Origin of the sequence: Chitinophaga sp. (assembly GCF_017745275.1) — a bacterium.
Lineage (GTDB): Bacteria > Bacteroidota > Bacteroidia > Chitinophagales > Chitinophagaceae > Chitinophaga.
Genome location: NZ_JAGHZS010000001.1, coordinates 643,908 through 667,912 on the forward strand (window position 1 = coordinate 643,908; position 24,005 = coordinate 667,912).

The window sequence follows — 24,005 nt, forward strand, 5'->3', positions numbered from 1 at the left end:
CATCAGAATTTTAAATTCACACCAAATGCCCATGTTCTCGACAGCGGATAATATCCACCCTCCGGATCAAACCCTTTGTAGCCGCTGAAAGTAGCGAGGTTCTGACCAGATACAAATACCCGCAGGTATTTTATCCGCAACTGGTTCAACACCGTTTTAGGCAACGTATAACCCAGTTGTACATTCTGTAATTTCAGGAAGTTTGATTTACGCAGCCAATAGCTCGAATACCTGGTATCATTGGACGTGTACTGAATAGACAAGCGTGGATAGCTGGCATTGGGATTATCAGGTCTCCAGGCATCCAGGTGCATGGGGCGGGCATTCTGTGACAAATAAAAAGCCCAGCCTTCAAAACCACTCATATAGCGGTAAGTGTTCAGCGTACCATACATGTTTGCGGAAAAATCAAAATCTCTCCAACCCAGGTTGAGATTCAACGCATACATCACCGGTACTTTGGTGTTTAATATCACCCGGTCGTTTCCATCAATGATGTTATCTCCATTCTGATCTTTGTATTTAATATTTCCGGGGAAAACATTCGGTCCCTGGTTAGGACTTTTTGCAATTTCATCGACGCTCTGGAATAATCCAATGGCCTGTAAGCCGTAAGGCAATTGGTATTGCCCGTTTTCTGCGGTATAGGTGTTATTATCAATCCACGGCCCTGTGCCTGCCAGGTTTGTAATTTGATTTTTAGAGAAGCTTACATTGGCAGTTGCGCCCCAGTTCCAGTCGCCCTGCCTGTCGTTATAAAACACCGATGCATCCAATCCGCGGTTGCGCATAGCCAGCAGGTTGGTATATGGCGCTTTCATGCCAAACTCCAATGATACTGGTGCACGATATAGAATTTTATCGCGGTTGTTGATGAAGTAATCCACCGTGAATCCAACTTTATTTTCCAGGAAGCTGGCGTCCAATCCAATGTTACCGAGTTTGGCTTCTTCCCAGGAAAGATTTTTATTCACTGCAGTATCTACAAATGCGCCTGGTACAATAGCATTACTGAATCCATAAATATTAGGTACAAAGTTGAGGATCGATGCAGTAGCATAGCTGCCCACTTTTTCTGCATCTCCCAACACGCCCCAGGAAGCCCTTAATTTCAATGCGGTGATCCAGTTAAAATGATCAGCGATAAAGCTTTCCCGGTGCATATTCCATCCGGCAGAAAACGAAGGGAAAACACCCCAGCGATGTCCGGGTGCAAACCTGGAAGATCCGTCACCACGCAGATTGGCTTCCACCAGGTATTTGCCGTCGTAATCATAATTGATACGGCCAAATACAGATTGTATCGCTACATCGCTGGCGGTACCACCATTCTGCTTATTCAGGGTACCCATGTCAAGTACATCGATGCCGGCAAATGGCATTCCATCCCTGGATGCATAAAAATTATTGCTGTTATACAACTCCTGTGAATAACCCAGCAATCCTTTAAAGTGATGGCGCTCCAGGCTGTACGTATAATCCGTAGTGAATTGCAGGGTATTACGATAACTTGAGTTGGTACTGTTCTTTAAGCTGTTCACCTGGTTTTTAGTAGCGGCAATATTGCCGTTATCATCATACAGGTAGTAGGTATTTAAGCGGCTGGATATCCAGTCGTCATAACTGTACTTTGCATAATTACCGGTAATGTTCCAGTTCTTCAGCGGCGTATAAGTAATACCGAAGATGGCCATCAGCTCCTTCACTTTCGTTTTATTGATGCCGCCTTCATTTACAGCGGCAATAGGATTACCGGCCATAGACGATCCAATGCCATACTGTCCCATAGCAGCTGTTACAGGAGAGATAGGAGCAATGCGCGCCGCCTGCGATTGCCAAAGATCGGTGCCGCCCTGTGGTGTAGTGAGCTGTGTTTCGGTGTATTGAATATTCGTGGACACGGACAGGTTATCCCTCAATTTGATGGAGAGATCAGGTCTAACTGTATAGCGGCGGTAATCATTGTTCGGCAACGTACCGTCCTGGTAATCATAAGAACCAGACACGCGGTAACTGATATTATCTTTTTGTCCGGAGATCGACGCATAGTTGTTGTTGATCAGGGTATTTTTTTTGTAGATATCTTTATACCACCTGTTATCGGGCAGTTTCCCGGCTTTTAAATCGTCTTGTCCTTTTTGTCCGTATACCGGTGCTTTCCCATCATTCACCAGTGCTTCATCCCACAGCTTCATGTAATCTGCGGCGCCTACGAAATCGAGCCGGAATTGTGGTTGCTGTACACCTACGCTGGAAGAGATATCTATCACCGGTTCTTTACCGGCACCGCCTTTTTTAGTGGTGATCAGGATCACTCCATTTGCTGCGCGTGATCCGTAGATCGCCGCACTGGCTGCATCTTTCAATACCGATACATTGGCAATGTCGTTAGGGTTAAGGGTATAAATATTACCGGGAATACCATCTATCAGCACCAGTACGCCGGAACTGCTACCGATGGTAGATGTTCCGCGGATATTAATGGCAGCGCCGGAACCTACGGCACCAGTACCTTTGCTGATATTTAAACCTGGTACTGTTCCTGCCAGCAACTCCTGTGTATTGGTCACCGGCCTGGATTTAAAGGCTTGTGCCACATTCACTGTACCTACAGAGCCGGTCAGGTTGGCCTTCTTCTGGGTACCATAAGCCACTACCACCAGCTCATCCAGTTTACTGGTAGATGTTTGTAATACGATGTTAATGGTGGTACGATGATTCACGGATACCTCCTGTGGTGTAAACCCTATCAGGGAAAAAGTCAGTACCGCATCATCCGGGGTACTCAGGGTGTAGTTTCCTTTTTCATCTGTGAGTGCCCCCTTGCCCGTGTTTTTATTGAGTATGGTTACACCGGGTAGCGGCAAACCTTGTCCATCGGTGACCTTACCGGTTACCGTGATCAATCCCTGCAACTGTGGCCCCGGCTCTATAAGCACCAGACCGGATGGACGTATTTCAAAGCCGAAGCCGGTACCGGCCAATACGGTTCGGAGTACGTCTTCCAGCGACGCATCCTTTACCTTCAGGCTCACCGTTTTATTTTCGGGCAACTTGTTATCATTATAAAACAAACGGTAATCCGACTGTGTCATGATCAGTTGTAATACCTCTTTAAGGGATACATTCTTCACATTCACATTTAGTTTCTTTTGCGAGAAGGCAACTGATGCATGCACCTGCAGGAGGGCTGCTATCATCAATACTGCTGTAATTTTCATAATTCGCAAACACTTGCGGAAACAAGGGTGGTATAATACCCTTTGTTTCCTGTAGTCATTTTTCATAAGTTTGTGTTGAATTGTGGAGGCAATAGACGCCCTGTCCTTACAAGCAAGGAACGTCTGTTTCTGATGAACAATTTCCGGGGGGAATGCCGCAATCATTCTCCCCTTTTTTATTCTACTGTGTTGGTTATACTAGTGGCATAACATACCTGATTTTGGTGGTGAAACTCATTTACTGCTAATCTTTAATACACTGTTGGTCTGATCATAACGGTAATTAAACTGCCCGGAAGTACGGCTTAATACATCCATTACTTCCTGAATTTTTTCTCCCTTTATACTCCCTGTAAATTCCAGTTGTTTCAGTCGTGGTTGTTCAAATATTACGGTGATATTATACCATCGTTCCAGCCGCGTAGCCAGGCTGGAAAAGGATTCTTTGTTAAATGAAAGGGTATTATCTTTCCATGCAATCTCTTTCACATCTTCTTTCTTATTACTCCGGAGTGACTGCCAGGAGGCAATAAAACCATTACCTGGCTGACGGGTCAATATCAGTTTTTGTCCTGGTTTCAACAATGCCTGCCGGGGTTTTGCATCTTCCTCGAATTGTAATTGTACACTCCCGCTGATCAATGCGGTTTCTACCATCGCTTCATCGGTATAAGCACGTAAGTTGAAGGAGGTGCCTAATACTTTCACCGTAGCACCTTTTACTTTTACCTCGAAAGGAACATTCGCCTGTTGCGCTACATCGAAATAGGCTTCACCTTCCAACTGCAATAAACGGTCATGGGTGCCGTAATCGTCGTCGTACACCAGCTTACTACCCGCATTCAGCCATACTACGGAACCATCCGGCAGCCGCACCTGGCTACGGGTACCACGGTTAGCCACTACTTCATGCACGGCAACATGTGGCTGATGCGTATAAAACAACAGCCCGCTGCCTATGGCTGCTAACAACAGGAATCCTGCGGCCCAGGCAAAACGGCTATGCCTGCGTTGAACCGGAACGACTACCGGTACAGGGGCAATTTCAGGCACCCGCTGTTCCAGCAGGGCCAGTAAACGCTGTTGTTCGTCGGCGCTCACGATAGGCACTTCCTGGTGCCATACCCGCTCCAGCGCATTCACAGTGGGGGTTATTTCCGGATGCTCGGCAGACAAGGCTTCCAGCTCCTCCAGTTCGCCGGGAGTAGCTTCACCATTTAGTTTGCGTGCGGTTAATATCCAGTATCGTTCAATGGGCATTGATAATTGCTTCGTCCTGATCATAAGACAAAACAACCGGGGAAATCACCTAAAAGAATTAGAAAATTATTTTACAAGATGTGCATCCACTGCCGCATGAATCCGCTGAAAGGCAATAGCCAACTGGCTATCAATGGTGCGGACAGAAATACTGAGGATGGCGGCTATTTCTTTATATTTCAAACGTTCCTCTTTTGCCAGCTTAAAAATCAACCGGCATTTGGGGGGTAATTTATCAATGGCTTCCTGCATGGCCTGTGTCATTTCACCGGCAATCAACTGCTGCTCCGGGTTAATAGTTCCCAGCGGTTCCAGCAACACTTCCATTTCTTCAAAAGCATAAAAGGTAATCCTGTCGCGCTTCTGCAGGTAATTCATACAGGCATTCCGTACGCTGGTAAAAAGATATACACGGAGATTATCTATTTTCAGGAGTTCTGCCCGGTTACTCCACAATGCTGCGAAAATATCCGCTACAATGTCTTCCGCTGCCAGCGCATCTTTCACAAAAGAATGAGCAAACTTTGATAAGCCGGGCATTAAGTGCAGGTATAGCGCCTTGAAAGCGTTACTGTCATTGTTCAATGCTATATTTTTCTGCCAGGTGCTGATCATAACGAGCGTGACAAGCAATATAGGCAACCTTTAGGCACGTTGTACCTCCATGTTAAACCAACGTCACGAAATGTGAAAAAATCATCACCATATAGAAAAGCGGCGTTCTTCAACAGAACGCCGCTTTTCTTATGAGCTGCAAAAAAGACTAGAATACCTCTTTCAACTTCTGTTCCAATGCCGCTCCCCTCAGGTTCCTGGCGATAATCTTTCCACTGGGATCCACCAGGAAATTGGTAGGCACGGCGCTTACACCGTATAATTTCGCCACCGGATTTTTCCAGCCACTCAGGTCCGATACATGCGTCCAGGTAAGGTGATCTTTGTCAATAGCTGCTTTCCACTTTTCTGCGTTATCATCCAGTGATACACCGAGTATAGTAAATCCTTTGGCTTTATAAGCTTCAAAAGCTTTGACCACATTGGGGTTTTCAGCGCGGCAAGGACCACACCAGCTGGCCCAGAAATCAATGAGTACATATTTACCCTTGAAGTCTGCCAGTGAAACCATTTTTCCATTTATGTCTTTCATAGAAAACGCCGGCGCTGTTTTTCCCTCTGCTGTTTTGGCCGCTACGGCCAGGAACGACTGGATATTTTCGCCAAACAAAGAAGCTTTTGCTACAGGTCCCATCTTATCATACCATTCTTTCGCTTCTTTATCTCTGCCTGGCCCACTGTGGAAACGTCCTACCAGGTAGGCTTCCAGCACCGTATTCGGTTTAGTGGTGAGGTAGTGTTTTACAATGCTGTCGCCCTTTACATCCAATGCCTTGAAGCCGGCACTCACTTTTGCTTCCGTGGCCGAATCAGCTTTGCCGCCATTTGCTTTCCGGGAAGCATCGTACATTTCATTCAACTGTCCGGCAACAGGATACAATGTTTTCAGGGCGCCGTCAAAGGCTGCCCAGTCCTGTTGTGCCGGCCCTGCCGTCACAACTGCGTTTGCCAACTGCTTATCTGCGGATACAATGGTAGCTACCTTATCTTTCTCCAGCATGATGGAAAGAAAAGAGGAACTGCCGGCAGTGTGCAGGTAATACAGGTTGGTACCGGTAGTTTTCACAGAAAAGGAGAACTGCCCGCTTTTAATGTCGGCAGAATCCCTGACTTGTTTCTGATGATAGTCATAATCAATATACACCTTACCATTTTCACCATTTTTAATGGTGCCACGAATAACAGACTGGGCCTGGGTTACGGCAGATAAAGATAAAAGTGCCGCTGTAGCGGTCATTAAATTTTTCATGTGCGGTTAGTTTGTGTAACCAGCATTCTGCTGGATAGCGGTGTTCGTATTTAATTCGTATTGAGGTATTGGCCAGAGGATGGCAGTAGATTTCCACGTCGGTTTCAATACGCGCAATACTTCATCTGCCTTGTTGGTACGGATCAGGTCAAACCAGCGATGCCCCCATTCTGCAAACAGTTCTATTCTCCGCTCCTGGGCAATCGCCTTGAGTAATGCATCTTTGGTAATAACCGGCGATAACAAGGACAGTCCCGCACGGGAGCGGATGCTGTCTGCATCTGCAATGGCAGGCGTCATATTTCCCAATTGCGCATTAGCTTCTGCACGAATCAGGTACTGCTCACCCAGCCTGAACACAATTTCATATTCAGTGGCGTTCTCAGGTACAGTAGAACTACCAACCCTGACCTTGTATTTGGCGGGATACTGATACGTTTTACCATTGTATTTCTTAATACCTACCCAACTGGCGAGCCGCTTGTCTGTTACTTCAAAAGCGGCTGACAATACAGAATCCAATGCGTACTTTGGCGCAGAGGAACTGCTTGTATCCGGAATAAACATACTACCGGTAAAAGTATTGACACCGCGGTTGAGTACCGGCATCAATTCCCAGATGGCTTCCCCGCTTTCTTTCAGAAATACTTTATTCAGATCTGTTACTAAGGTGTACGGCCCGGCAATTACCTCACCTGCTTTGGCGGCAGCTTCCGCATATTTTCCCCGGTACAGATAAGCACGTGCCAGCAAAGCGGATGCAGTAAAGCGATTAGGCCGTACTTTCCCGGAAGTAGGATAGGCAGCCTGCAGCAAACCTTCCGCCAGCTTCAGGTTAGCGATAATGGTATCGTATACCACCGCCACTTCTGCACGTGGCAGGCTGCTGTTAGCCTGATAATCAGTAGCCTCCGTTAAAGGAATTTTGCCATAGAGATTGGTCAGCTGAAAATAGATAAAGGCACGCAGAAAATAGGACTCACCCAACAACTGGGTATTCATAGCCGCGCTTACACCGTTAGGCGCCTGCAGACCCTTTAAAATAGCATTAACACGGTATAGCGAAGCATAACCATACTGCCATAAATATTCTGCCGCTGAATACGACTGAAAAGTAATCTGGTTAGTAAAGAACTCCTGGTCTGCACTGTTAAAACTATATATTTCATCCGCCAATAAACCACTATATACACTCAATGTACCATTGGCAATACGGGCTGAGCTGGTGCCCATCATATCCTGGTAGACACCGGACACGGCTGACAAGGCATTTGCATCGTTGGCAAACAAACGATCCGCCGGCACAACATCCGTCGGAGGATCAGCCTCCAGGAATTTTTTGCACGACACCATCGTTACACAACATAACAGCAATACTGCCAACAGGCTATTTTTTTTCGTATATACGTTCACGTTTCGCATGTTTTAATCATTTATAAGGATAACTGGATACCGGCAGTATACATTTTCAACGGTGGCTGGAAAATGCCCTGTGTTTCCGGATCAAAGCCCAGGTAGTTGGTAATGGTGAGCAGATTTTGTCCCTGCAGATAGATCCGGCAGTTACTCAGCCTTAACCTGGATCTCCACGCCGATGGTATATTATACGCCAGGTACACATTTTTCAAACGGATAAAGGAAGCATCTCCCCAGTTTTGGGTAGCATTCATATAGTTGAACCATACCGGCGAATACGTAGTGGCACGGGGAATATTAGTAGCATCCCCGGGATTCTTCCACCGGTCCAGCACCGTTACATCAAAATTGCCCAATGCACCTATATTATTCCAGGCATTGTTGAAATAGTTAAACCCGGATTGTTTACTATACTGAACAAATATATCCAGCTGCCAGTCCTTATATCGCAGCGTGTTTTGTAACCCACCATAATATGCCGGTGTTCTGGTACCCAATACTATTCTCTTATTGAAGTCCATACTGGTAAATTGCGGTGCGCCTGTTTTAGGATCCACTCCTGTAAATTCATACCCTTTTGACACCTGTAAAGGTTGACCAATAGCGTAATTATAACGATAGGAAGAACTTTCCAACCCGGGATAACTTACCAGTTTATTTTGCGGGATAGTGAGATTAAAGGAAGTTGTCCATTTAAATGACTTACGGGATAAATTAGTGCTACTCACTTCAAACTCCCAGCCCTGGTTACGGGTTACGGCAGGCAAATTATATTGCACGGAGGTAAACCCGGCCGAAAATGGCAGGTTGTAACCCACCAGCTGGTTAGTAGTCCTGTTATTGTAAAAATTGATATTGAGCAGGAGTTTGTCTTGCAGGAAGCCTGTTTCCAGCGCTACATCAGCTTTTGCTACCTTTTCCCAGCCAAAACCGGAATTTGCCAACCGGGAAGGCACCAATGTATTCACACCGTTATAACTGTTGCCACTCACCGTCCAGCTGGACATATAACCATAATCGCCAATCATATCATTACCGGTAATACCGTAGCTGGATCTCAGTTTACCAAAACTTAAAAATGGCAAATGATCTTTTACAAATGATTCCTCACTGAAGATCCAGGCGGCCCCCAATGCGCCAAAATTACCGTAACGGTTTTCCGGTGCAAAACGTGAAGAACCATCCCTGCGCACCGTTCCATTTACCACATACTTACCCAGCAGGTTATATGTTAAACGACCGAAGATAGACTGATAACGATAATCATTATATCCCACATTAGGATTACCATAAGAAGAAGAAGCCACCAATGAAGTAGCGCCCTGCATAGACCCCATCGTTGCCTCAGAAGAATAACCCGAAGCTGTTATGTAGTAGCCATCAGAAGTACGTTTCTGCCAGGTGGCTCCTACCAATGCTTTCAGGGTACCACTTCCCAGCTTAAGCTGATAATCTACCTGTGGTTCAATGATAAAACCTTTTCGCTGCGTGTTTCCGAAATAGGCAACAGATTGTTTATAATAACGGGGATCCAGGGAAGATAATGGATTAGCGAGGTACTGGTCCATGCTGTTCTGATTGTAGCCCAAATTCAGCTTTAACTGCAAATTATCCAGGATAGCGTAACGCATGGTAACGTTGCTGTTCAGATAAGCCGCTTTATTATTATACCGCTGCAGCAACTTAGCTGCCGGATTATTTCCCATATCCCAGTTCATTTTTCCATCTGCTTTATATAACGGGAAGTTGGGAGGCAGATTATACAGATTTGCTAAATCACCTGAAAAGTTTTTATCATCGTCGTTGGTATAATTGGCTGCGAAGGCGAGGTTGAATTTTGCATCTTCTGAAGTGAAGTCGTAAGAAGCATTGAAGGCAATACGCTGATCACGGCCATCCCCGGGATTCACCGTCGTTTCCTTATGATAGTTGCTGCCCAGCATAAAACGATTTTTGCTGTCGCCGCCACTTAAACTCACCTGTGCATCGGATACATGCGCAGTTCCACCAATCAAATATTTTTGCCAGTCGGTATAGGCATGTTGGTCATAGGTAACCAGGTCGGGCGCATTAGCGGCAGTGGGTTGGATGTTATCGTTGGCGAAAGCTTCTTTTCTGAGTGCAAGGTATTGATCCGTATTCAGCATATCCAGCATATGCGTTACTTTTCCGGCACCTGCATACACATTGGCATTCACGGCCAGCTTACCATTTCGTTGGGCTCTCTTTGTAGTAATGAGAATAACACCGTTAGCACCTTTTGAGCCATAAATGGCGGTAGCATCTCCATCTTTCAAAATTTCTATACTGGCAATATCATCCGGGCTGATACTGTTGAGTGGGCTCCTGGAGCCTTGTACCGGCGTGCCCAGCGCATCGAACTGGTTCAGTGGTACCGAGAAAAAAGGAACACCATCCACAATGTATAATGGTTCGTTGCGGGTTACATACGGACTGTTTTCCCCGATGGAATTTTGTCCGCGGATTTGCACCACCACATTTGCGCCTGCTTTTCCGCTGGTAGCTGTCACCACCAGTCCTGGTGCCCGGCCCTGCAAGGCCAGCAACGGATTACCTACCGGTTGCTCTTCAAACACGGCGCTGTTAATACGACTGATAGTACCGGTATTATAACGCTTCGTGGTAGTGCCATATCCCATGATCACGGTTTCATCCAGCACGCTGGTAGCGCGTGATAACCTGATATGAATCACCGGTCTTTTACCAATGGCAATATGTTGTGGTACGCAGCCCAGGTAGGTAACATCCAGTGCAGCATCTTCCGAAATCCCGGCTAATACATATTCACCTTGTGATCCCGTACTGGTGCCGGCATTACTGTTACTCACCTTAATGGTCACTCCCGGTAGCGGTGTGCCCTCGGTATCTGTTACAGTACCGGATAAGCTAAAAGCAGCAGCACCTGCATGATTATCTGCTGCTTTCCTGTTTAATACAATCACCTGGTTTCTCCTGATTTCATAGCTGATGTTCCTGTTGGCCAGTACATAATTCAATACTTCTTCCAGTGTACCATTTTTAAAATCAAGTGTTACTTTGTCCTGGTCATCCAGCAACCGGCTATCGTAAAAAACGGTGAGCCCTGTTTGGTTTTTGATCGTTTTAAAAATACTTTCCAAAGTTAGCTGTTGTCCTGAAACATGGACCCTTCTTACTTTTTCGCCCGTTTGTGCATTTACGGAAGTGCATACTAAAACGGAAAGCAGTGCAGTGATACTACCAACTGCCAACGACTGCCGGAGCCTTCTCCGCAGTGAGTTTCTTCCCATAAAATAGATTTTGGTTTAATCCGAAATAATCGTCATCGGATTAACTACAAATGAACAGATGCTTCGGGTGAACGGTAGTAACAAACTTTTTTTAAGGCCGGCTAAAATGTAGCTGGTTGCCACTAAAATAATAATGTAAGTGCGTAGATGTTTGCAGGTCCTGTAAAAATTCAGGCAACTTATTTTTTTCTACCATGCCGGTAACCGATGTATTGGCCACCTCCGGCTGATCAAACACTACTTTTATATCAAACCATCTTTGCAGTAATGGCTGCATATCCTGTAATGTAGTATGATGAAAATAACTGATTCCTTTCATCCAGCTCAGTACTTCTCCTTCATCAAATCCTTGTATCGTCAATGGTGCATCGCCGTTAGACACGGCCTCCGTACCGGGTCTTAACGGTACTTTTTTATGATCGGCGCCTGTTACAATCACTGCGCCTTCCACCAGCGAGGTAGTTTCATGTGTGCTATAAGTGTTGATATTAAAAGCTGTTCCCAATACCTGCACCGTTGTATGTGGCGTGTGTACTACAAATGGCTGGTCACTGTTTTTAGCGACCTTAAAATACGCCTCCCCTTCCACGTATACTTCGCGCTGCCCTCCGGAAAATGTAAAAGGAAAACGTAAGCGGGTAGCTGCATTCAGCCATACTTCCGTACCATCAGATAATGTAAGCCGGTAGTCCGCTGCAGCAGGCACTAACAGGGTATTCATGGCGTCGTTGCCATTGCCCGTATAAGCCAGTCCATTCTTACTATTTTGTAATTGCACACCACCGGACTGCAATTGTTGAATGGCACTATCGCCGGTTAAAGCAAGGGCTGTTTGGCCGGCTATCAGCAGTTGTACGGCTTGTGGTTTTGCAGGCGTATAGGGATGCTCCGCTGCCAGTGGCACCATTACCCGCACCGGCTTCAACAGGTGATAAAGTCCCGTTGCCGCCAGCAGCAACAACACCGCTGCTGCCACACGGATCAGCCAACGATAGCGGTGCAGCAGGGATACCCTGGCTACTGGTACAGCCGTTTCTTGTATGGCATGTAAACGCGCCAGCTCAGCTGCAGGATCCAGCTCTTGTGCAAAAGTAGTAGCATCCAACACTGCTGCTGCTTCCTCCAAAGAGGCCCATATCTCGCGCGCAGCGGCATTTGTAGCCAACAGGTGGGCCAGCTCCTCCGAATCAGATTCGGACAAGGTGCCGGTAAGTTGTTCCATGAACAAAATCCGTATGTGTTCGCTACTCGTGGCCATTACAGTTATACTACAATTAAATGTTGCTATCGGGTGAATCCTTTTCGCTAATTTTTATCTTTTCCCGCAAAAATTTTAATGCCAGCTTCAAATGTGTTTTTAACGAATTAACGGAAATACTCATATCATCCGCTGCTTCCTGGTACTTTTTCTGTTGCAGATATACCAAACGAAAAGCCTGTTGCCGTTGTACCGGCAGCTCACGCATGACATGTATTACCTGCTGATATATTTCGGGAGAGCGGGTTTCCGGGATCATATCCCGCTCCAGTTGCAGTCCATACGCTTCCAGCTCCCGTTGTTGATAAGCTTGTTTCTTCAGTAAATTAAGGCATCGGTGCTGCACTGCACGGAAAAGATATCCCTTTATTTCCCCATGCAATTGCCGGTACAATTGCTTATCCCACATTTCCAGGAAAAATTGCTGCACCAAATCTTTGGCCTGCTGTTCATCCTGTAAAAGAAAATACGCATTAGTACATAGCATCCGGTAATACTTCAGGAAAATAGCGTCGTACGCCGATTTATCCCCCGTATTTAACTGCTGTAACAATAATATGTCCTGCTGTTCCTCCATGACTGGCTCCACATCCTGAATACACTGGTTGGTTGGTTTTGCAGGATAAATGTAGTAAAAAAGGAACCAGGATACAAGAGCATAAAGCACAAAGCTGAAAGCAAAAAGCTATTGTAGCGAATGAACAACGAAATTTTATGTCTGTATACAGGATTAAATTTCGTTGTTCATTCGCTACAATAGCTTTTTGCTTTCAGCTTTATGCTTTATGCTTTCCTATTGGGATGCCCATTCTTTACTTTGTTTAAGCTTAGTGTTCACCAGCTCCAGTTGAGGAATAGGTAATATCTCATTTTTGCCTTGAACAAAGTTCCGCTTAGGCTGAATAGGTGCAAAAGTGGCGGCCGCTTTGCCGGTTCTCACCAGGTCAAAGAAACGATGCCCTTCTCCAGCCAGTTCAAGTCTTCTTTCCAGGAAAATATTATCAAAGGTGGCAGGAATAGGTCCTAATCCAACGCGCGCCCTTACTGCATTCAGCAATACATAAGCGCGGGTACCGGCACCGCTGCCTTCACCAGCATTCACTCGTGCTTCGGCTTCCATCAGGTAAGTATCTGCCAAACGGATTTCATACAGGTTCTGCGGAAAATTCAATACCATTTCTCCTCCACTGGTAGAGGCATTGGATTCTCTGCCGGCAAATTTATTCAGGAAGTAACCCGTGTTATCGAAACTGGGAGAATAAGATACTTTCTTTGCCTTCACCAGGCTATCCATATCCAATACGGTGGCAGCAAAACGGGGATCGTAGTGAATAGCCGCATACAACTCTTTGCTGACAAGCAGGAATCCCCATCCTGACACATAATCAGGAGCATCCGGTGCTGTTTTGGCATAAGACCTTGGCCCACACAGGATATTCAGGATATTACCTTCTGTTTTAGCCACCCCGTCTGTCCAGTTACCACCGGAAATAGAGTTGAAGGATACCTCGAAAATAGATTCACTGTTAAATTTGCTCGCATCATCTGATTTCCACAGCGATGCAAAATCCTTCACCAGGTTGTAATTATATTTTGCACTGGGCTGACCAGGTGTTTCTCCATTTACTTCTTTGAACTCAGCAGCGGCTTCTGTCCATTTCTTCTCATATAAATACACCTTGCCCAACAACGCGTGTGCCACCCCTTTGCCTACACGACCACCTTCTCCCAAACGCGGAGGCACATCCGGCAAATTGCTTTCTGCAATAGCGTCTTTCAAATCCTGTTCAATCTGTTTATACACTTCTTCCGGCGCTACCTGTACCACATTGTTCATCTGATCTGCCGGCACCGGCGCTGTAAATAGGGGAAGATCTTTAAACAGGCGCACCAGGTCAAAATAAAAATGCGCGCGGAGTATCTTTGTTTCTGCGGCATACCGTTTCTTCAGGTTATCATCCATCGGTACACCTGGCAGTTTCGCCAGCAATGTATTGGCACGGAATATACCTGAAAAGCCTTTCTTCCATAATTCGTCCTGTGGCCCAAACGCCGGGGTAACGGTAAAACGTGTTAACACCTGGAATACATTGATATCCGTGGCATTTCCTCCACCAGTCCAATGATCATCGGAAGCCGCATCCATGGCGCCTACTTTAGTGGTGTAGTTGCCCGCCTGCCAGCCCACTACATCGTAGACCGCTACCAGCCCGTTAAACGCTTCCTGCTGGTTTTTGTAATAGTTAGTTTCCAGGAAACTTCCTTTTGGTGATACATCGAGGAATTTATTGCTACATGCGCTCATTAACTGCATGCCTGTGGCAATTGCCACTATATATTTGAAATTTTTTCTTTTCATTTTTGATCAGCTTTAAAATTATCAGAAAGTAACATTCAAACCACCCATGAAGGAACGCGCCTGTGGATAAATACCACGGTCGATGCTCAACGCATCAGTACCGCCTATCTCCGGATCATAACCAGTGTATTTGGTAATGGTCAGCAGGTTTTCGCTCATCACGTATACCCGTATTTTCTGTAAGCCTATTTTCCTGGTAACAGTACCTGGCAGAGAGTAACCGATCTGCAGGGTTTTAATTCTGAAGTAGCTGCCATCTTCCAGGTAGAAAGCGGAAGCATTGGTATAGTTATGATTTTTATCTGCTATACTCAAACGTGGCACGGTGTTGCTGGAACCTTCGCCTGTCCAGCGATCCAATGCCTTGGTTTGCCAGTTGGCTGTAGAAATATCCAGGCGGCGCAGGCCCTGGAAAATTTTATTACCACCCGCACCCTGTCCGAATATAATCACATCAAATCCCTTGTAGGCTGCACTTACCGTAGCACCATAGGTCCAGGTAGGCGTTGGGTTACCAATAAACTTGCGGTCCTTGTCTGTGATCACACCATCGCCATTCAGATCTTCCCAGCGGAAATCACCTGGCTTGGCATCCGGTTGGATTTTTCCACCACTTTTGTTTACCCATGCATCTACTTCTCCCTGGTTCTGGAAAATACCTAACGACTGGTATCCGTAAAAGGAGTTGAAAGCCTGTCCCACTGTTGTTCTCACGATATCATTCATTCCCTGGAAATTCTGCACTTTGTCGCTCAATATATCTACGCCATTACCCAGGAAAGTGACCCTGTTTTTCAGATGAGAAATATTAGCGTTGGCAGAGAAATCTACTTCACCCAATTTAGCGTGATAGCCCAGTTCCAGCTCCACGCCCCTGTTTTCCATACTACCCACATTGGCAGCAGGGTTATCAATAGCGCCTATATAGAAAGGAATACGGGGCTTCATCAGGATATCTTTGGTTTTCTTATTAAACCAATCAAATCCAACGGTAATATTACGAAGTACAGTAGCTTCAAACCCAATGTTGGTCTGACTGGTAGACTCCCATTTCAGATTGGGATTAGAAGGGGCATTAGGGCTGTAGCCTACTACATAATTAGGCTTACCATCTACGCCAACAAAAGTATAGTTCCTGCCACTGCCAATAGTAGCCAGGTAGGCCATATCGCCAATTTCATCACTACCCACAGTACCATAACCACCGCGGAACTTCAGGAAGTCTACCACTTTATTCTCTGGCCAGAATGCTTCTTTAGAAGTTACCCAACCAACGGAATAAGATGGGAAAATACCATAACGGTTATTGGCGCCAAAACGGGTGGAACCATCCCGGCGAACAATCGCCTCCGCCAGGTATTTCTCTCCGTAGTTATAATTCAACCGGCCGAAGAGAGAGGATACTTTATGTTCTATTCCCTCGCTACCATCTGAAATACGGTTGGCTGCAGAAGATTTAAAGTTCAGTGATGCATCCGCAAATGTCTCTGCCGGAATATCGTAGAAGGTAACGTTGATAGATTTAGAGCGGTTCTCCATATACGCACCCTGACCAGCTAACAAAGTAACATTGTGCTGACCAAAGTTTCGTGTATACGACACCGTATTTTCCAGGTTAAAGTTGTAGTTCTGATTTTGTCCACGCTTAAAGCTGGTACGAGGGGTAACGCTGGCACTATTCAGGAAAGAAATAGGTGTAAATGTTTCATCTCCAGAGAAAGATAATTTTGCGCCGATGGTAGAACGGAATCTTAAACCCTTCACAGGTTCCATTTCCAGGTAGGTATTACCTACCACATTATGTGCCCAGTTATAATTACCCAGCCTGGTAGAAATATATGCCAGTGGATTGGTGATTTCCTGTGTTACGATATCAGAGATGCCATAGAAGCGTCCCTGTGGATCTTTTCTGGCACCCGCATTTTTATATTTGGTCAGTGCCGCTTCTGCCGGATCCGTTACAATAGCAGGCGTAATAGGGTCCAGGTTAATAGCAGAACTTAATGGTCCGCCAAACTCATTATTCGTATTACCGATGCCGATTGTTTTTTCATAAGAATATCCTACGTTTTCGCCCCAGGTCAGCCATGGCGTAATTTTATGCGTGGTATTCACCCGGAAGTTGGCACGTTCATATTTGGAAATAGCGGTAGCCACAATACCTTCCTGCTTCAGGTAGCCGAAAGATGTATAGAAAGTAGATTTTTCACTACCACCACTGATACTCAATTCATGATTTTGACGGGCGGCATTATTGTTAAAAATCTGCGCCTGCCAGTCGGTACCCTTACCAAATGTTTTAGGGTCCGCAAACACCGGCGTACCGCCATCGTTGGTAACTGCTTCGTTTCTCAGTGTAGCATATTGTGTGGCATCCAGCAGTTTCAGTTTATGTGCCGGAGCAGAAGTGCCATAGTAACCGTTATAGTTCACCGTAATTTTTCCTGTCTTCCCTTTTTTGGTAGTCACCAGGATAACCCCAGCGGCTGCACGTGCACCATAAATAGCCTGTGAAGCCGCGTCCTTTAACACTTCTACGGATTCTATATCATATTGATTCAGGTAACCGATCCCTCCATTATCTACTACCACACCATCTACTACCCATAATGGATTGTTATTATTGAAAGAAGTGATACCTCTTACCCTCACTGCTGAATTAGAGCCCGGCTGGCCGGAACTGGCGGCAATGGTTAACCCGGAAGTGCGGCCCTGTAACACCTGCTCAATGCGGGTTACCGGCTGTGACTCTATATCCGCTGAACGAACACTGGAGATAGCGCCCGTCACCACGCTTTTTTTCTGAATACCATAACCTACTACCACTGTTTCTGTGAGCGCTGTGTTAGCAGGCTTCAACTGTATATGCAGCGGGCTGCCGGAAGCAGATACGCTTTTCGTATCATAGCCAATAAAAGATATCAGCAACACACTTTTGTTATTGGGTACTCTGAGGCTAAACCTTCCCTCAGCATCTGCTGCAGTACCGGCACCGGAATTTTGTAACCGGATGGTAGCGCCGGGAATAGGTTCTCCTGATTCGTTGACCACTTTACCGGTAACGGTGATAATGGAATCTGCAGCACCTTTCTCCGGAAATACATTCACCAATGTAATACGGTTGCCTTCTATTACGTAGGCCAATGGCTTATTTCTCAGGCAAACGTCTAATGCTTCCTTTACCGATACATTGGCAACATTTACATTCACGTTTGCGAAAGAAGATAACAGGGTTTCATCATACACCACAGAGATCCCTGCTTGTCGCGCCACTTCCTTCAGTACTTTCTTTAACGGAGCATTTTTTTCTGAGAGAGTGATCTGCTGCGACAATCCTTTTGCGCTGATATGCAGGCATGCTGTGAGTAGCAAAAAGGCGGTCATTTTCATAACGCAGAACATTTTGGTTGATACTAATTTCCGGGTACAGGAAATTATACCACATAAGTTTAATTGCATACTTTTGTAGTGTTTGGGAATTCTTGTAAAATAGTTCTTCGAATAAGGGATTGATTTTCAAGGGATGCCCAGGCTCATACCGGCAGTGTTGCGAGCACTTCCGGTTTTTTTTGGGCATACGTTCCCTGACTAGCTAGTCTCGGTTGTTGCCATCTTGTTTGAATTTTATCAGTTTTTATTGATTCTACATAGCGCCGCAACGTGGAAGCAGCAATTCTCTAAGCTTTTATCTTATAACAGTTAGTTTTCTTCCTTCAAGTTTAAATTTAGCACCGCTGCTACCCAACAGGGCCAACATCTCCGATAACGGCAGATTTCTACTGATCCGGCCACCGAATAGTCTGTTGTCAGCAGTTTTTGTATCTACTTCAATATCATACCAACGGGCTAATTGCCGCAGGATAACATTTATATTGGCATTATCAAATTCAAAGAAACCCGTTTTCCAGGCCACCACTTCCTGTACATCTGTACTGCGCACCAGCATCACACCCGTGGTATTATCAATAGCCGCCTGCTGCCCGGGCTTCAGGTATTTCTCCACACTACCCTGCTTCACTTTTACCGCGCCACTCACCAGGGTAGTACGCTGCTCTTCTTCATCTTCATAGGCCATAATATCAAAGCCGGTACCTAATACCTGCACCTCCATATTATTCACTTTTACAATAAACGGCAGCCTGGCATTTTTCTTTACTTCAAAATATCCCTGCCCCTGCATTTCCACAGTACGGCTATCACCGTTAAATGCTGTAGGATAACGCAGGCTGGAAGCGGAGTTCAACCATACCTGCGTACCATCTGGCAATACAACCGTAAATTGGCCACCACGGGGCACCTTCAGGGTATTATAACCAATAGCGTTCTTATCGCCCCCGGCAGCATACTGTAAGGCGCCATTCTTTTGCTCCACCTTGGTGCTACCTTGCTGTATCACCTGGTTACCGGCACTGTCCAATGTAACTACCGAACCATCTGCCAGCGTTAACACCGCCTTATTAACGCCTGGATTCACATCTGCTGCCTTTGCTGCCAACACTACCGGTACAGCGGGTTTATGCCACTGATAAAACAATGCGGCACCTGTTGCCAGCACCACGGCAATGGATGCTGCGGCTACCCACTTCCAGCGCTGCGTGGTTCGTACAGGCACCACTTTACCCTGCCCAATAGAGGCCAGCAGCCTGGTTTCTATCCGGTTACTAATTTCTTCCGGCACAACAGCTTGCGCATTCATCACCCGCTCAAAATCCTGTTGCATCACCGTCAGCAAGGGCTTATGCGCGTCAGAAGAAAGCAGCCACCTATATAAAACAGCTATCTCCTCCGGGCTGCATTGCCCGTCCAGGTATTTTTGTAATAGTGCTTCTTCCGGTTGATGCATACTGGTAACAAAGGCCACTTGCATACAGGCCCTGTATATAATATCCGGAAATAAAGAAAGAGGGTACCCCTGTGAAAAAATATTTTTTTAAACGATGGTGGTGAGCAGAAAAGTAGCTACCAAAATATCCCCATGACGGAAGATATAATCCTGGATAAACCGCATACTGAGTACCATATGCTTTTTAACGGTATCACGGGATATTCCCAATATGGCGGCCGCTTCATCGTAGGTTTTACCTTCCTGGCGACAAAGCCGGAATACATTTAAACGCTGCGTCGTCATCTGGCTCAATGCTTCCTGCAACAGCCGCTCATACTCCCTTGCCCTGACGGTAAGGTCTGTAAGCCCTGCATCCTGGTGAGCCAGTTGCAGCAACAACTGCTCCCGCATTTGCTCATCGGTAGATAATTTGGCGATGGTTTTAAAAACATGATTGCGCGCAATCCGGTACAGGTAGCCGCTGAAAGAAAGCTGTGGGTTAATACGATCCCGGATTTCCCAAATTTTCAGGAATACATCATGGACAAGGTCCTCCGCCAGGGAAGGCACTTTGCAAAAGCGTAACAGGTAGATATAGAGCGAAGAATGGTAGTGCCGGTAAATACTGGAAAAAGCCAATTCATCACCTCCTATCATCCGCCGCAACACCTCTTCTTCTGATGGCATTCGCTCCATTGAGTATAACAATTTTTAAATGATGCACACCGTTCGGCTGTAAATTATAAAAAAAGTAATAATAATAACAACTCCCGCACAACGGCCCCGATTACTCCTGCTGAATAAAAGCCAATGCCCGCTGCTCAGACCAATAGAAATCCTGTCCAAACTGCACAAAACCAACATGTCCGCCCTGTTGAGGCGTTTCCAGGAAAACATACGGACTGGTTGCAGCCACATCGTAAGGATAACAGGCCGGCCCCAGGAAAGGATCATCCTTGGCATTAATGACTAATACGGGTATACGAATATCAGGTAAAAACGACCGGGAACTGCATTGCTCCCAATACGTCACAGCATCCTTAAAACCATGCATAGGCGCGGTATAGCGATCATCAAACTGGCGGAACGACTTTACCGCCTCATATCCCTCCAAACGAATACTGCCGGGAAACTGTTGCTCCTTTGCCCGCAACTTATTCCCCAGCTCCCGGATAAATCGCTGCATATATATAATGTTGTGCCGCTTCTCCAACTCCACCGCCCCACTCTGCAGATCACAAGGCACCGAAATAGCTACGGCCGATTTAATTACGCCCGCTGCTGCAGTGCCTTGCTCCCCCAGGTATTTCAAGGTTACATTTCCTCCCAGGGAAAAACCTACCAGGTGTATTGCCTTATATTTATTCAACGATACCAGGTGTGTGATCACGGTTTGCAAGTCTCCCGTTTCTCCACTATGATAAAAGCGGAGCTGTTTATTTGGTGTTCCTCCACATCCTCTGAAGTTCATGGACACCGTATCAAACCCGGTACCATTAAAGATATGCACCATCCCCAACACATACTTGCGCGTGGAACTACCTTCCAAACCATGCAAAATCACTACAATACGGTCATGCCCCTGCTCACTGAAATCCAGGTCCAGGAAATCATGATCCGGCGTCGGAATCTGCTCCCGCCGGTAGTTCGCCGGCTTAATACTGCGAAACAAAGAAGGATAAATCGTCAGCATATGACGATTCTGTAAAAGAAAAGGCGCCCGGTAATCTGAGTGTTGAATCAATGGCATAACGGCGAAATTACGAATTCGTAGCCCTTAATTCGTAATTTTACTCCAGGTCACTACCTGTCTCCGGTACGCTGGATCAATTGCTACGGGAAGTAAAAAGAGAAAACCGCTTTAACTGAATAATAAATGCCCTCGGACAACATCCGCTATTTTATCAGCGAAAACAACCGGCTCCACCGGACACGGTTATTGTGAAAACTCATCCAGATCATCCACGCCTTCCCTACAATATGATCTTCCGGAACAAAGCCCCAGAAGCGGGAATCCGTTGATTCATTCCGGTTATCGCCCATCATCCAGTAGTAGTTCATCTTAAAAGTATAGGTACTCGTTTCCTGGTCATTGATGTAAATTTTATTACTACTGCTGTCTATTCTCAATGTATTGTGTTCATACGTTGTAATAATACGGCGATAGAGCGGCAAGGTAAGCGTATCCAGTTTCACGGTGGCTCCTTTTTTAGGAATGTATAAAGGGCCGAAGCAGTCCTCATTCCATTCGTAATGCTGTACATCAAAAGGAAATACCCGGCCGTCAGGATAAAAATAAATGGTATTACGTATAACTGTAGCTCCCATGGCGCGGAGTGTATCAACTGCAGGTGCACTAAGATTATAGATAAATGTCGTGGAATCCCTGGTAGCCCTCAATATATGATCAGTCCCAAATTTGTTTTCCAGCAAACTATCGATAGGCTTATGATTGGGCATCGTTACCAGGTACCTCGCCTCAAAATCAGGTGGCACCCTGCCAGGTGCACCATTGATATAAACAATGCCATCAATGATCAGCACCGTGTCGCCGCTTACCGCCACGCATCGCTTAATCCAGTTCTCCCGCTTATCTACCGGCCGCGTTACTACCGGTGGATAATTCTTGTGTACATACTCATATCCGAGAGAACGTACCTGCGAATAATAATCTTCATCTTCCCCTGCCAGGTTCTTTAACACACTATCTCCACAGGGATAATTAAACACAATCACATCATTCCGCCGGATACCGCTAAATCCCGGCAGTCGTTTATAGGGCCAGCTGATAGCGGTGGAAAAAGGGGGTACATTTTTGGTAAAGGGCATCGTATGATGCGTGAAAGGCCACGCCAGCGGGGTATTGGGGATTCTTGGGCCATAACTGATTTTGGTAACAAAAATAAAATCATTCACCAGCAAGGTTTTCTCCATCGAAGCACTGGGGATAACAAACGCTTCAAAAATGAAAGTGCGGATGAGGGTGGCAGCAACCACCGCAAAAATCACTGCCTCTATCCATTCCCTTACTTTAGATTTCTTCCGGACGCCTTCTTCTGCCTGCCTTACATTGGTGAAAAAAAAACTCATTTGGACGCGGTTTTTGGATAAGTAACTACTAAACAATTTAATGAATTAAACGCACATTCCCTTAAAAAATACACGAACAAAAACCGCTGCAACTATGATGCAGTAAGGATTTCATAAAATCAAACCCTATCCTGCACGACGCATTAAAAGCTACTTTATACGTATACCCGACCAGGTTAGAACAAGAGATGTTATTTCAACCTTTGCCACAAAAAAGTACCAGCCTGGTTTTCTTTTTTAAAAATTTTGAACAAGATGCAATCGTTTTGCTAAATTGCTGCACATAGTCACCCGATTATATATTCATCCACGTCAAAAAACATGATCCGCATGCACACTTCCAGACGTTCATTTATTCAACAAACAGGACTCCTGGCTGCCAGCTTGATGTTGCCCGGTGGCCTCTCTGCCATGACCGGTAACAAAGCCCTTCCTAAAAAAATAGGACTGCAATTATATACCCTTCGCGACGAACTGGCCAAAGACGTGAAAGGCACCATCGCTAAAGTGGCTAAGATTGGCTTCAATGAAGTAGAAACCTTTTATGGCTATGAAGGGGCCGCCGATAAAGGAACATTCTGGGGCCTCAAGCCAAAGGCATTAAGCGCGTTGCTGAAACAACACCACCTTACTACGCCCTCCGGCCACTATCAGCTCAACGACTACCTAACCCGCGGCAATGGCGACGCAGCGGCATTGCAGCCACAAATAGACCTGGCAGCCGCCCTCGGCCAGCAATATTTTATTGTGCCCGTACTACCACTCTCCCTCTGGGATAAAAAGCTGGGAGCCGACGACTATAAATACATGGCAGCCCAACTGAATAAAGCCGGTGAAATCTGTAAAAAACATAACCTGCACATCGGTTATCACAATCACTACTGGGAATTCAAAAAACTGGCAGACACCGACAGCACCGGCTACGACATTATGCTGAAAGAAACAGATCCTTCCCTCGTTTCCTTCGAACTGGATCTTTTCTGGGCCGTAAAATCAGGCCGCGATCCAGTCACCCTCTTTAAAGAAGCCCCCGGTAGATTCGTAGCCTGGCATGTGAAAGACATGGACAAAAACAATACTGCCAGCCTTACTGCCGCCGGCACTGAAAATAAAACCTCTATGGAACTCCTCTCCGGCGTCACCTTTGCAGAAGTAGGCACCGGCAGCATCGACTTCCATAAAATATTTGCGCAGGCAAAACTGGCAGGCGTAAAACACCTGTTTGTTGAACAGGATAAAATCACGATAGAACCATTCCAAAGCATTACTACCAGCTACAAGTATGTGAAGAATGTACTGCTGAAGTAAAGAAATATGGATTAGCAGAAAGCAGAAAGCAGAAAGCAAAAAGCAGAAAGCTATTGTCGCGAGTGATTAAATCGGATTAACACTCGACCTTTTCACTCGCGACAATAGCTTTCT

General features: G+C 45.9%; 15 protein-coding genes. 1 reads left to right on the top strand and 14 read right to left on the bottom strand.

The window, feature by feature from the left end; genetic code table 11:
* Positions 1 to 2: 2 nt before the first annotated feature.
* The 14 genes from J7623_RS02450 to lepB form a co-directional block, all read right to left on the bottom strand.
* Positions 3 to 3,221, bottom strand: a complete 3,219-nt coding sequence (locus J7623_RS02450; protein WP_291916777.1) for a TonB-dependent receptor — start codon at positions 3,219 to 3,221, stop codon at positions 3 to 5.
* 234 nt (positions 3,222 to 3,455) lie between these two features.
* Positions 3,456 to 4,481: a FecR domain-containing protein gene (locus tag J7623_RS02455; protein ID WP_291916779.1), complete on the bottom strand. Its 1,026-nt coding sequence runs from the start codon at positions 4,479 to 4,481 to the stop codon at positions 3,456 to 3,458.
* 66 nt (positions 4,482 to 4,547) lie between these two features.
* Positions 4,548 to 5,114: an RNA polymerase sigma-70 factor gene (locus tag J7623_RS02460; protein WP_291916780.1), complete on the bottom strand. Its 567-nt coding sequence runs from the start codon at positions 5,112 to 5,114 to the stop codon at positions 4,548 to 4,550.
* 130 nt (positions 5,115 to 5,244) lie between these two features.
* On the bottom strand, positions 5,245 to 6,345 hold the full coding sequence (locus tag J7623_RS02465; protein ID WP_291916783.1) for a TlpA disulfide reductase family protein: 1,101 nt from the start codon (positions 6,343 to 6,345) through the stop codon (positions 5,245 to 5,247).
* Positions 6,346 to 6,351: 6 nt separating this feature from the next.
* Positions 6,352 to 7,767 (bottom strand): RagB/SusD family nutrient uptake outer membrane protein, encoded by a 1,416-nt coding sequence (locus J7623_RS02470; RefSeq protein WP_291916785.1) that lies wholly within the window; start codon positions 7,765 to 7,767, stop codon positions 6,352 to 6,354.
* A gap of 11 nt (positions 7,768 to 7,778) precedes the next feature.
* Entirely contained in the window at positions 7,779 to 11,051 is a 3,273-nt protein-coding gene (locus tag J7623_RS02475; RefSeq protein ID WP_291916787.1) for a SusC/RagA family TonB-linked outer membrane protein, read from the bottom strand.
* A 91-nt stretch (positions 11,052 to 11,142) separates the two neighbouring features.
* Positions 11,143 to 12,273, bottom strand: a complete 1,131-nt coding sequence (locus tag J7623_RS02480) for a FecR domain-containing protein (RefSeq protein WP_291916790.1) — start codon at positions 12,271 to 12,273, stop codon at positions 11,143 to 11,145.
* Between the two features lie 52 nt (positions 12,274 to 12,325).
* The gene (locus J7623_RS02485; protein ID WP_291916792.1) at positions 12,326 to 12,898 is read right to left on the bottom strand and encodes a sigma-70 family RNA polymerase sigma factor; all 573 of its coding nucleotides are present in this window, start codon (positions 12,896 to 12,898) and stop codon (positions 12,326 to 12,328) included.
* A 204-nt stretch (positions 12,899 to 13,102) separates the two neighbouring features.
* The gene (locus J7623_RS02490; RefSeq protein ID WP_291916794.1) at positions 13,103 to 14,668 is read right to left on the bottom strand and encodes a RagB/SusD family nutrient uptake outer membrane protein; all 1,566 of its coding nucleotides are present in this window, start codon (positions 14,666 to 14,668) and stop codon (positions 13,103 to 13,105) included.
* Positions 14,669 to 14,689: 21 nt separating this feature from the next.
* Positions 14,690 to 18,058, bottom strand: a complete 3,369-nt coding sequence (locus tag J7623_RS02495) for a TonB-dependent receptor (protein ID WP_291916797.1) — start codon at positions 18,056 to 18,058, stop codon at positions 14,690 to 14,692.
* A gap of 295 nt (positions 18,059 to 18,353) precedes the next feature.
* On the bottom strand, positions 18,354 to 19,535 hold the full coding sequence (locus J7623_RS02500; protein WP_291916799.1) for a FecR domain-containing protein: 1,182 nt from the start codon (positions 19,533 to 19,535) through the stop codon (positions 18,354 to 18,356).
* 63 nt (positions 19,536 to 19,598) lie between these two features.
* Positions 19,599 to 20,189: a sigma-70 family RNA polymerase sigma factor gene (locus J7623_RS02505; RefSeq protein WP_291916801.1), complete on the bottom strand. Its 591-nt coding sequence runs from the start codon at positions 20,187 to 20,189 to the stop codon at positions 19,599 to 19,601.
* Positions 20,190 to 20,280: 91 nt separating this feature from the next.
* The gene (locus tag J7623_RS02510; protein ID WP_291916803.1) at positions 20,281 to 21,243 is read right to left on the bottom strand and encodes an alpha/beta fold hydrolase; all 963 of its coding nucleotides are present in this window, start codon (positions 21,241 to 21,243) and stop codon (positions 20,281 to 20,283) included.
* A gap of 146 nt (positions 21,244 to 21,389) precedes the next feature.
* The gene (gene lepB, locus J7623_RS02515; RefSeq protein WP_291916805.1) at positions 21,390 to 22,583 is read right to left on the bottom strand and encodes a signal peptidase I; all 1,194 of its coding nucleotides are present in this window, start codon (positions 22,581 to 22,583) and stop codon (positions 21,390 to 21,392) included.
* Positions 22,584 to 22,913: 330 nt separating this feature from the next.
* On the opposite strand from lepB, the gene J7623_RS02520 reads away from it, so the two are divergent.
* Entirely contained in the window at positions 22,914 to 23,891 is a 978-nt protein-coding gene (locus tag J7623_RS02520; protein WP_291916808.1) for a sugar phosphate isomerase/epimerase, read from the top strand.
* The last annotated feature ends 114 nt before the right edge of the window (positions 23,892 to 24,005 follow it).

Coding starts and splice junctions, on each gene's coding strand:
- J7623_RS02450 (WP_291916777.1), bottom strand. CDS start 3,221: ATGAAAATTACAGCAGTATTGATGATAGCAGCCCTCCTGCAGGTGCAT.
- J7623_RS02455 (WP_291916779.1), bottom strand. CDS start 4,481: ATGCCCATTGAACGATACTGGATATTAACCGCACGCAAACTAAATGGT.
- J7623_RS02465 (WP_291916783.1), bottom strand. CDS start 6,345: ATGAAAAATTTAATGACCGCTACAGCGGCACTTTTATCTTTATCTGCC.
- J7623_RS02470 (WP_291916785.1), bottom strand. CDS start 7,767: ATGCGAAACGTGAACGTATATACGAAAAAAAATAGCCTGTTGGCAGTA.
- J7623_RS02475 (WP_291916787.1), bottom strand. CDS start 11,051: ATGGGAAGAAACTCACTGCGGAGAAGGCTCCGGCAGTCGTTGGCAGTT.
- J7623_RS02480 (WP_291916790.1), bottom strand. CDS start 12,273: ATGGAACAACTTACCGGCACCTTGTCCGAATCTGATTCGGAGGAGCTG.
- J7623_RS02490 (WP_291916794.1), bottom strand. CDS start 14,668: ATGAAAAGAAAAAATTTCAAATATATAGTGGCAATTGCCACAGGCATG.
- J7623_RS02495 (WP_291916797.1), bottom strand. CDS start 18,058: ATGAAAATGACCGCCTTTTTGCTACTCACAGCATGCCTGCATATCAGC.
- J7623_RS02500 (WP_291916799.1), bottom strand. CDS start 19,535: ATGCAAGTGGCCTTTGTTACCAGTATGCATCAACCGGAAGAAGCACTA.
- J7623_RS02505 (WP_291916801.1), bottom strand. CDS start 20,189: ATGGAGCGAATGCCATCAGAAGAAGAGGTGTTGCGGCGGATGATAGGA.
- J7623_RS02510 (WP_291916803.1), bottom strand. CDS start 21,243: ATGCCATTGATTCAACACTCAGATTACCGGGCGCCTTTTCTTTTACAG.
- lepB (WP_291916805.1), bottom strand. CDS start 22,583: ATGAGTTTTTTTTTCACCAATGTAAGGCAGGCAGAAGAAGGCGTCCGG.
- J7623_RS02520 (WP_291916808.1), top strand. CDS start 22,914: ATGCACACTTCCAGACGTTCATTTATTCAACAAACAGGACTCCTGGCT.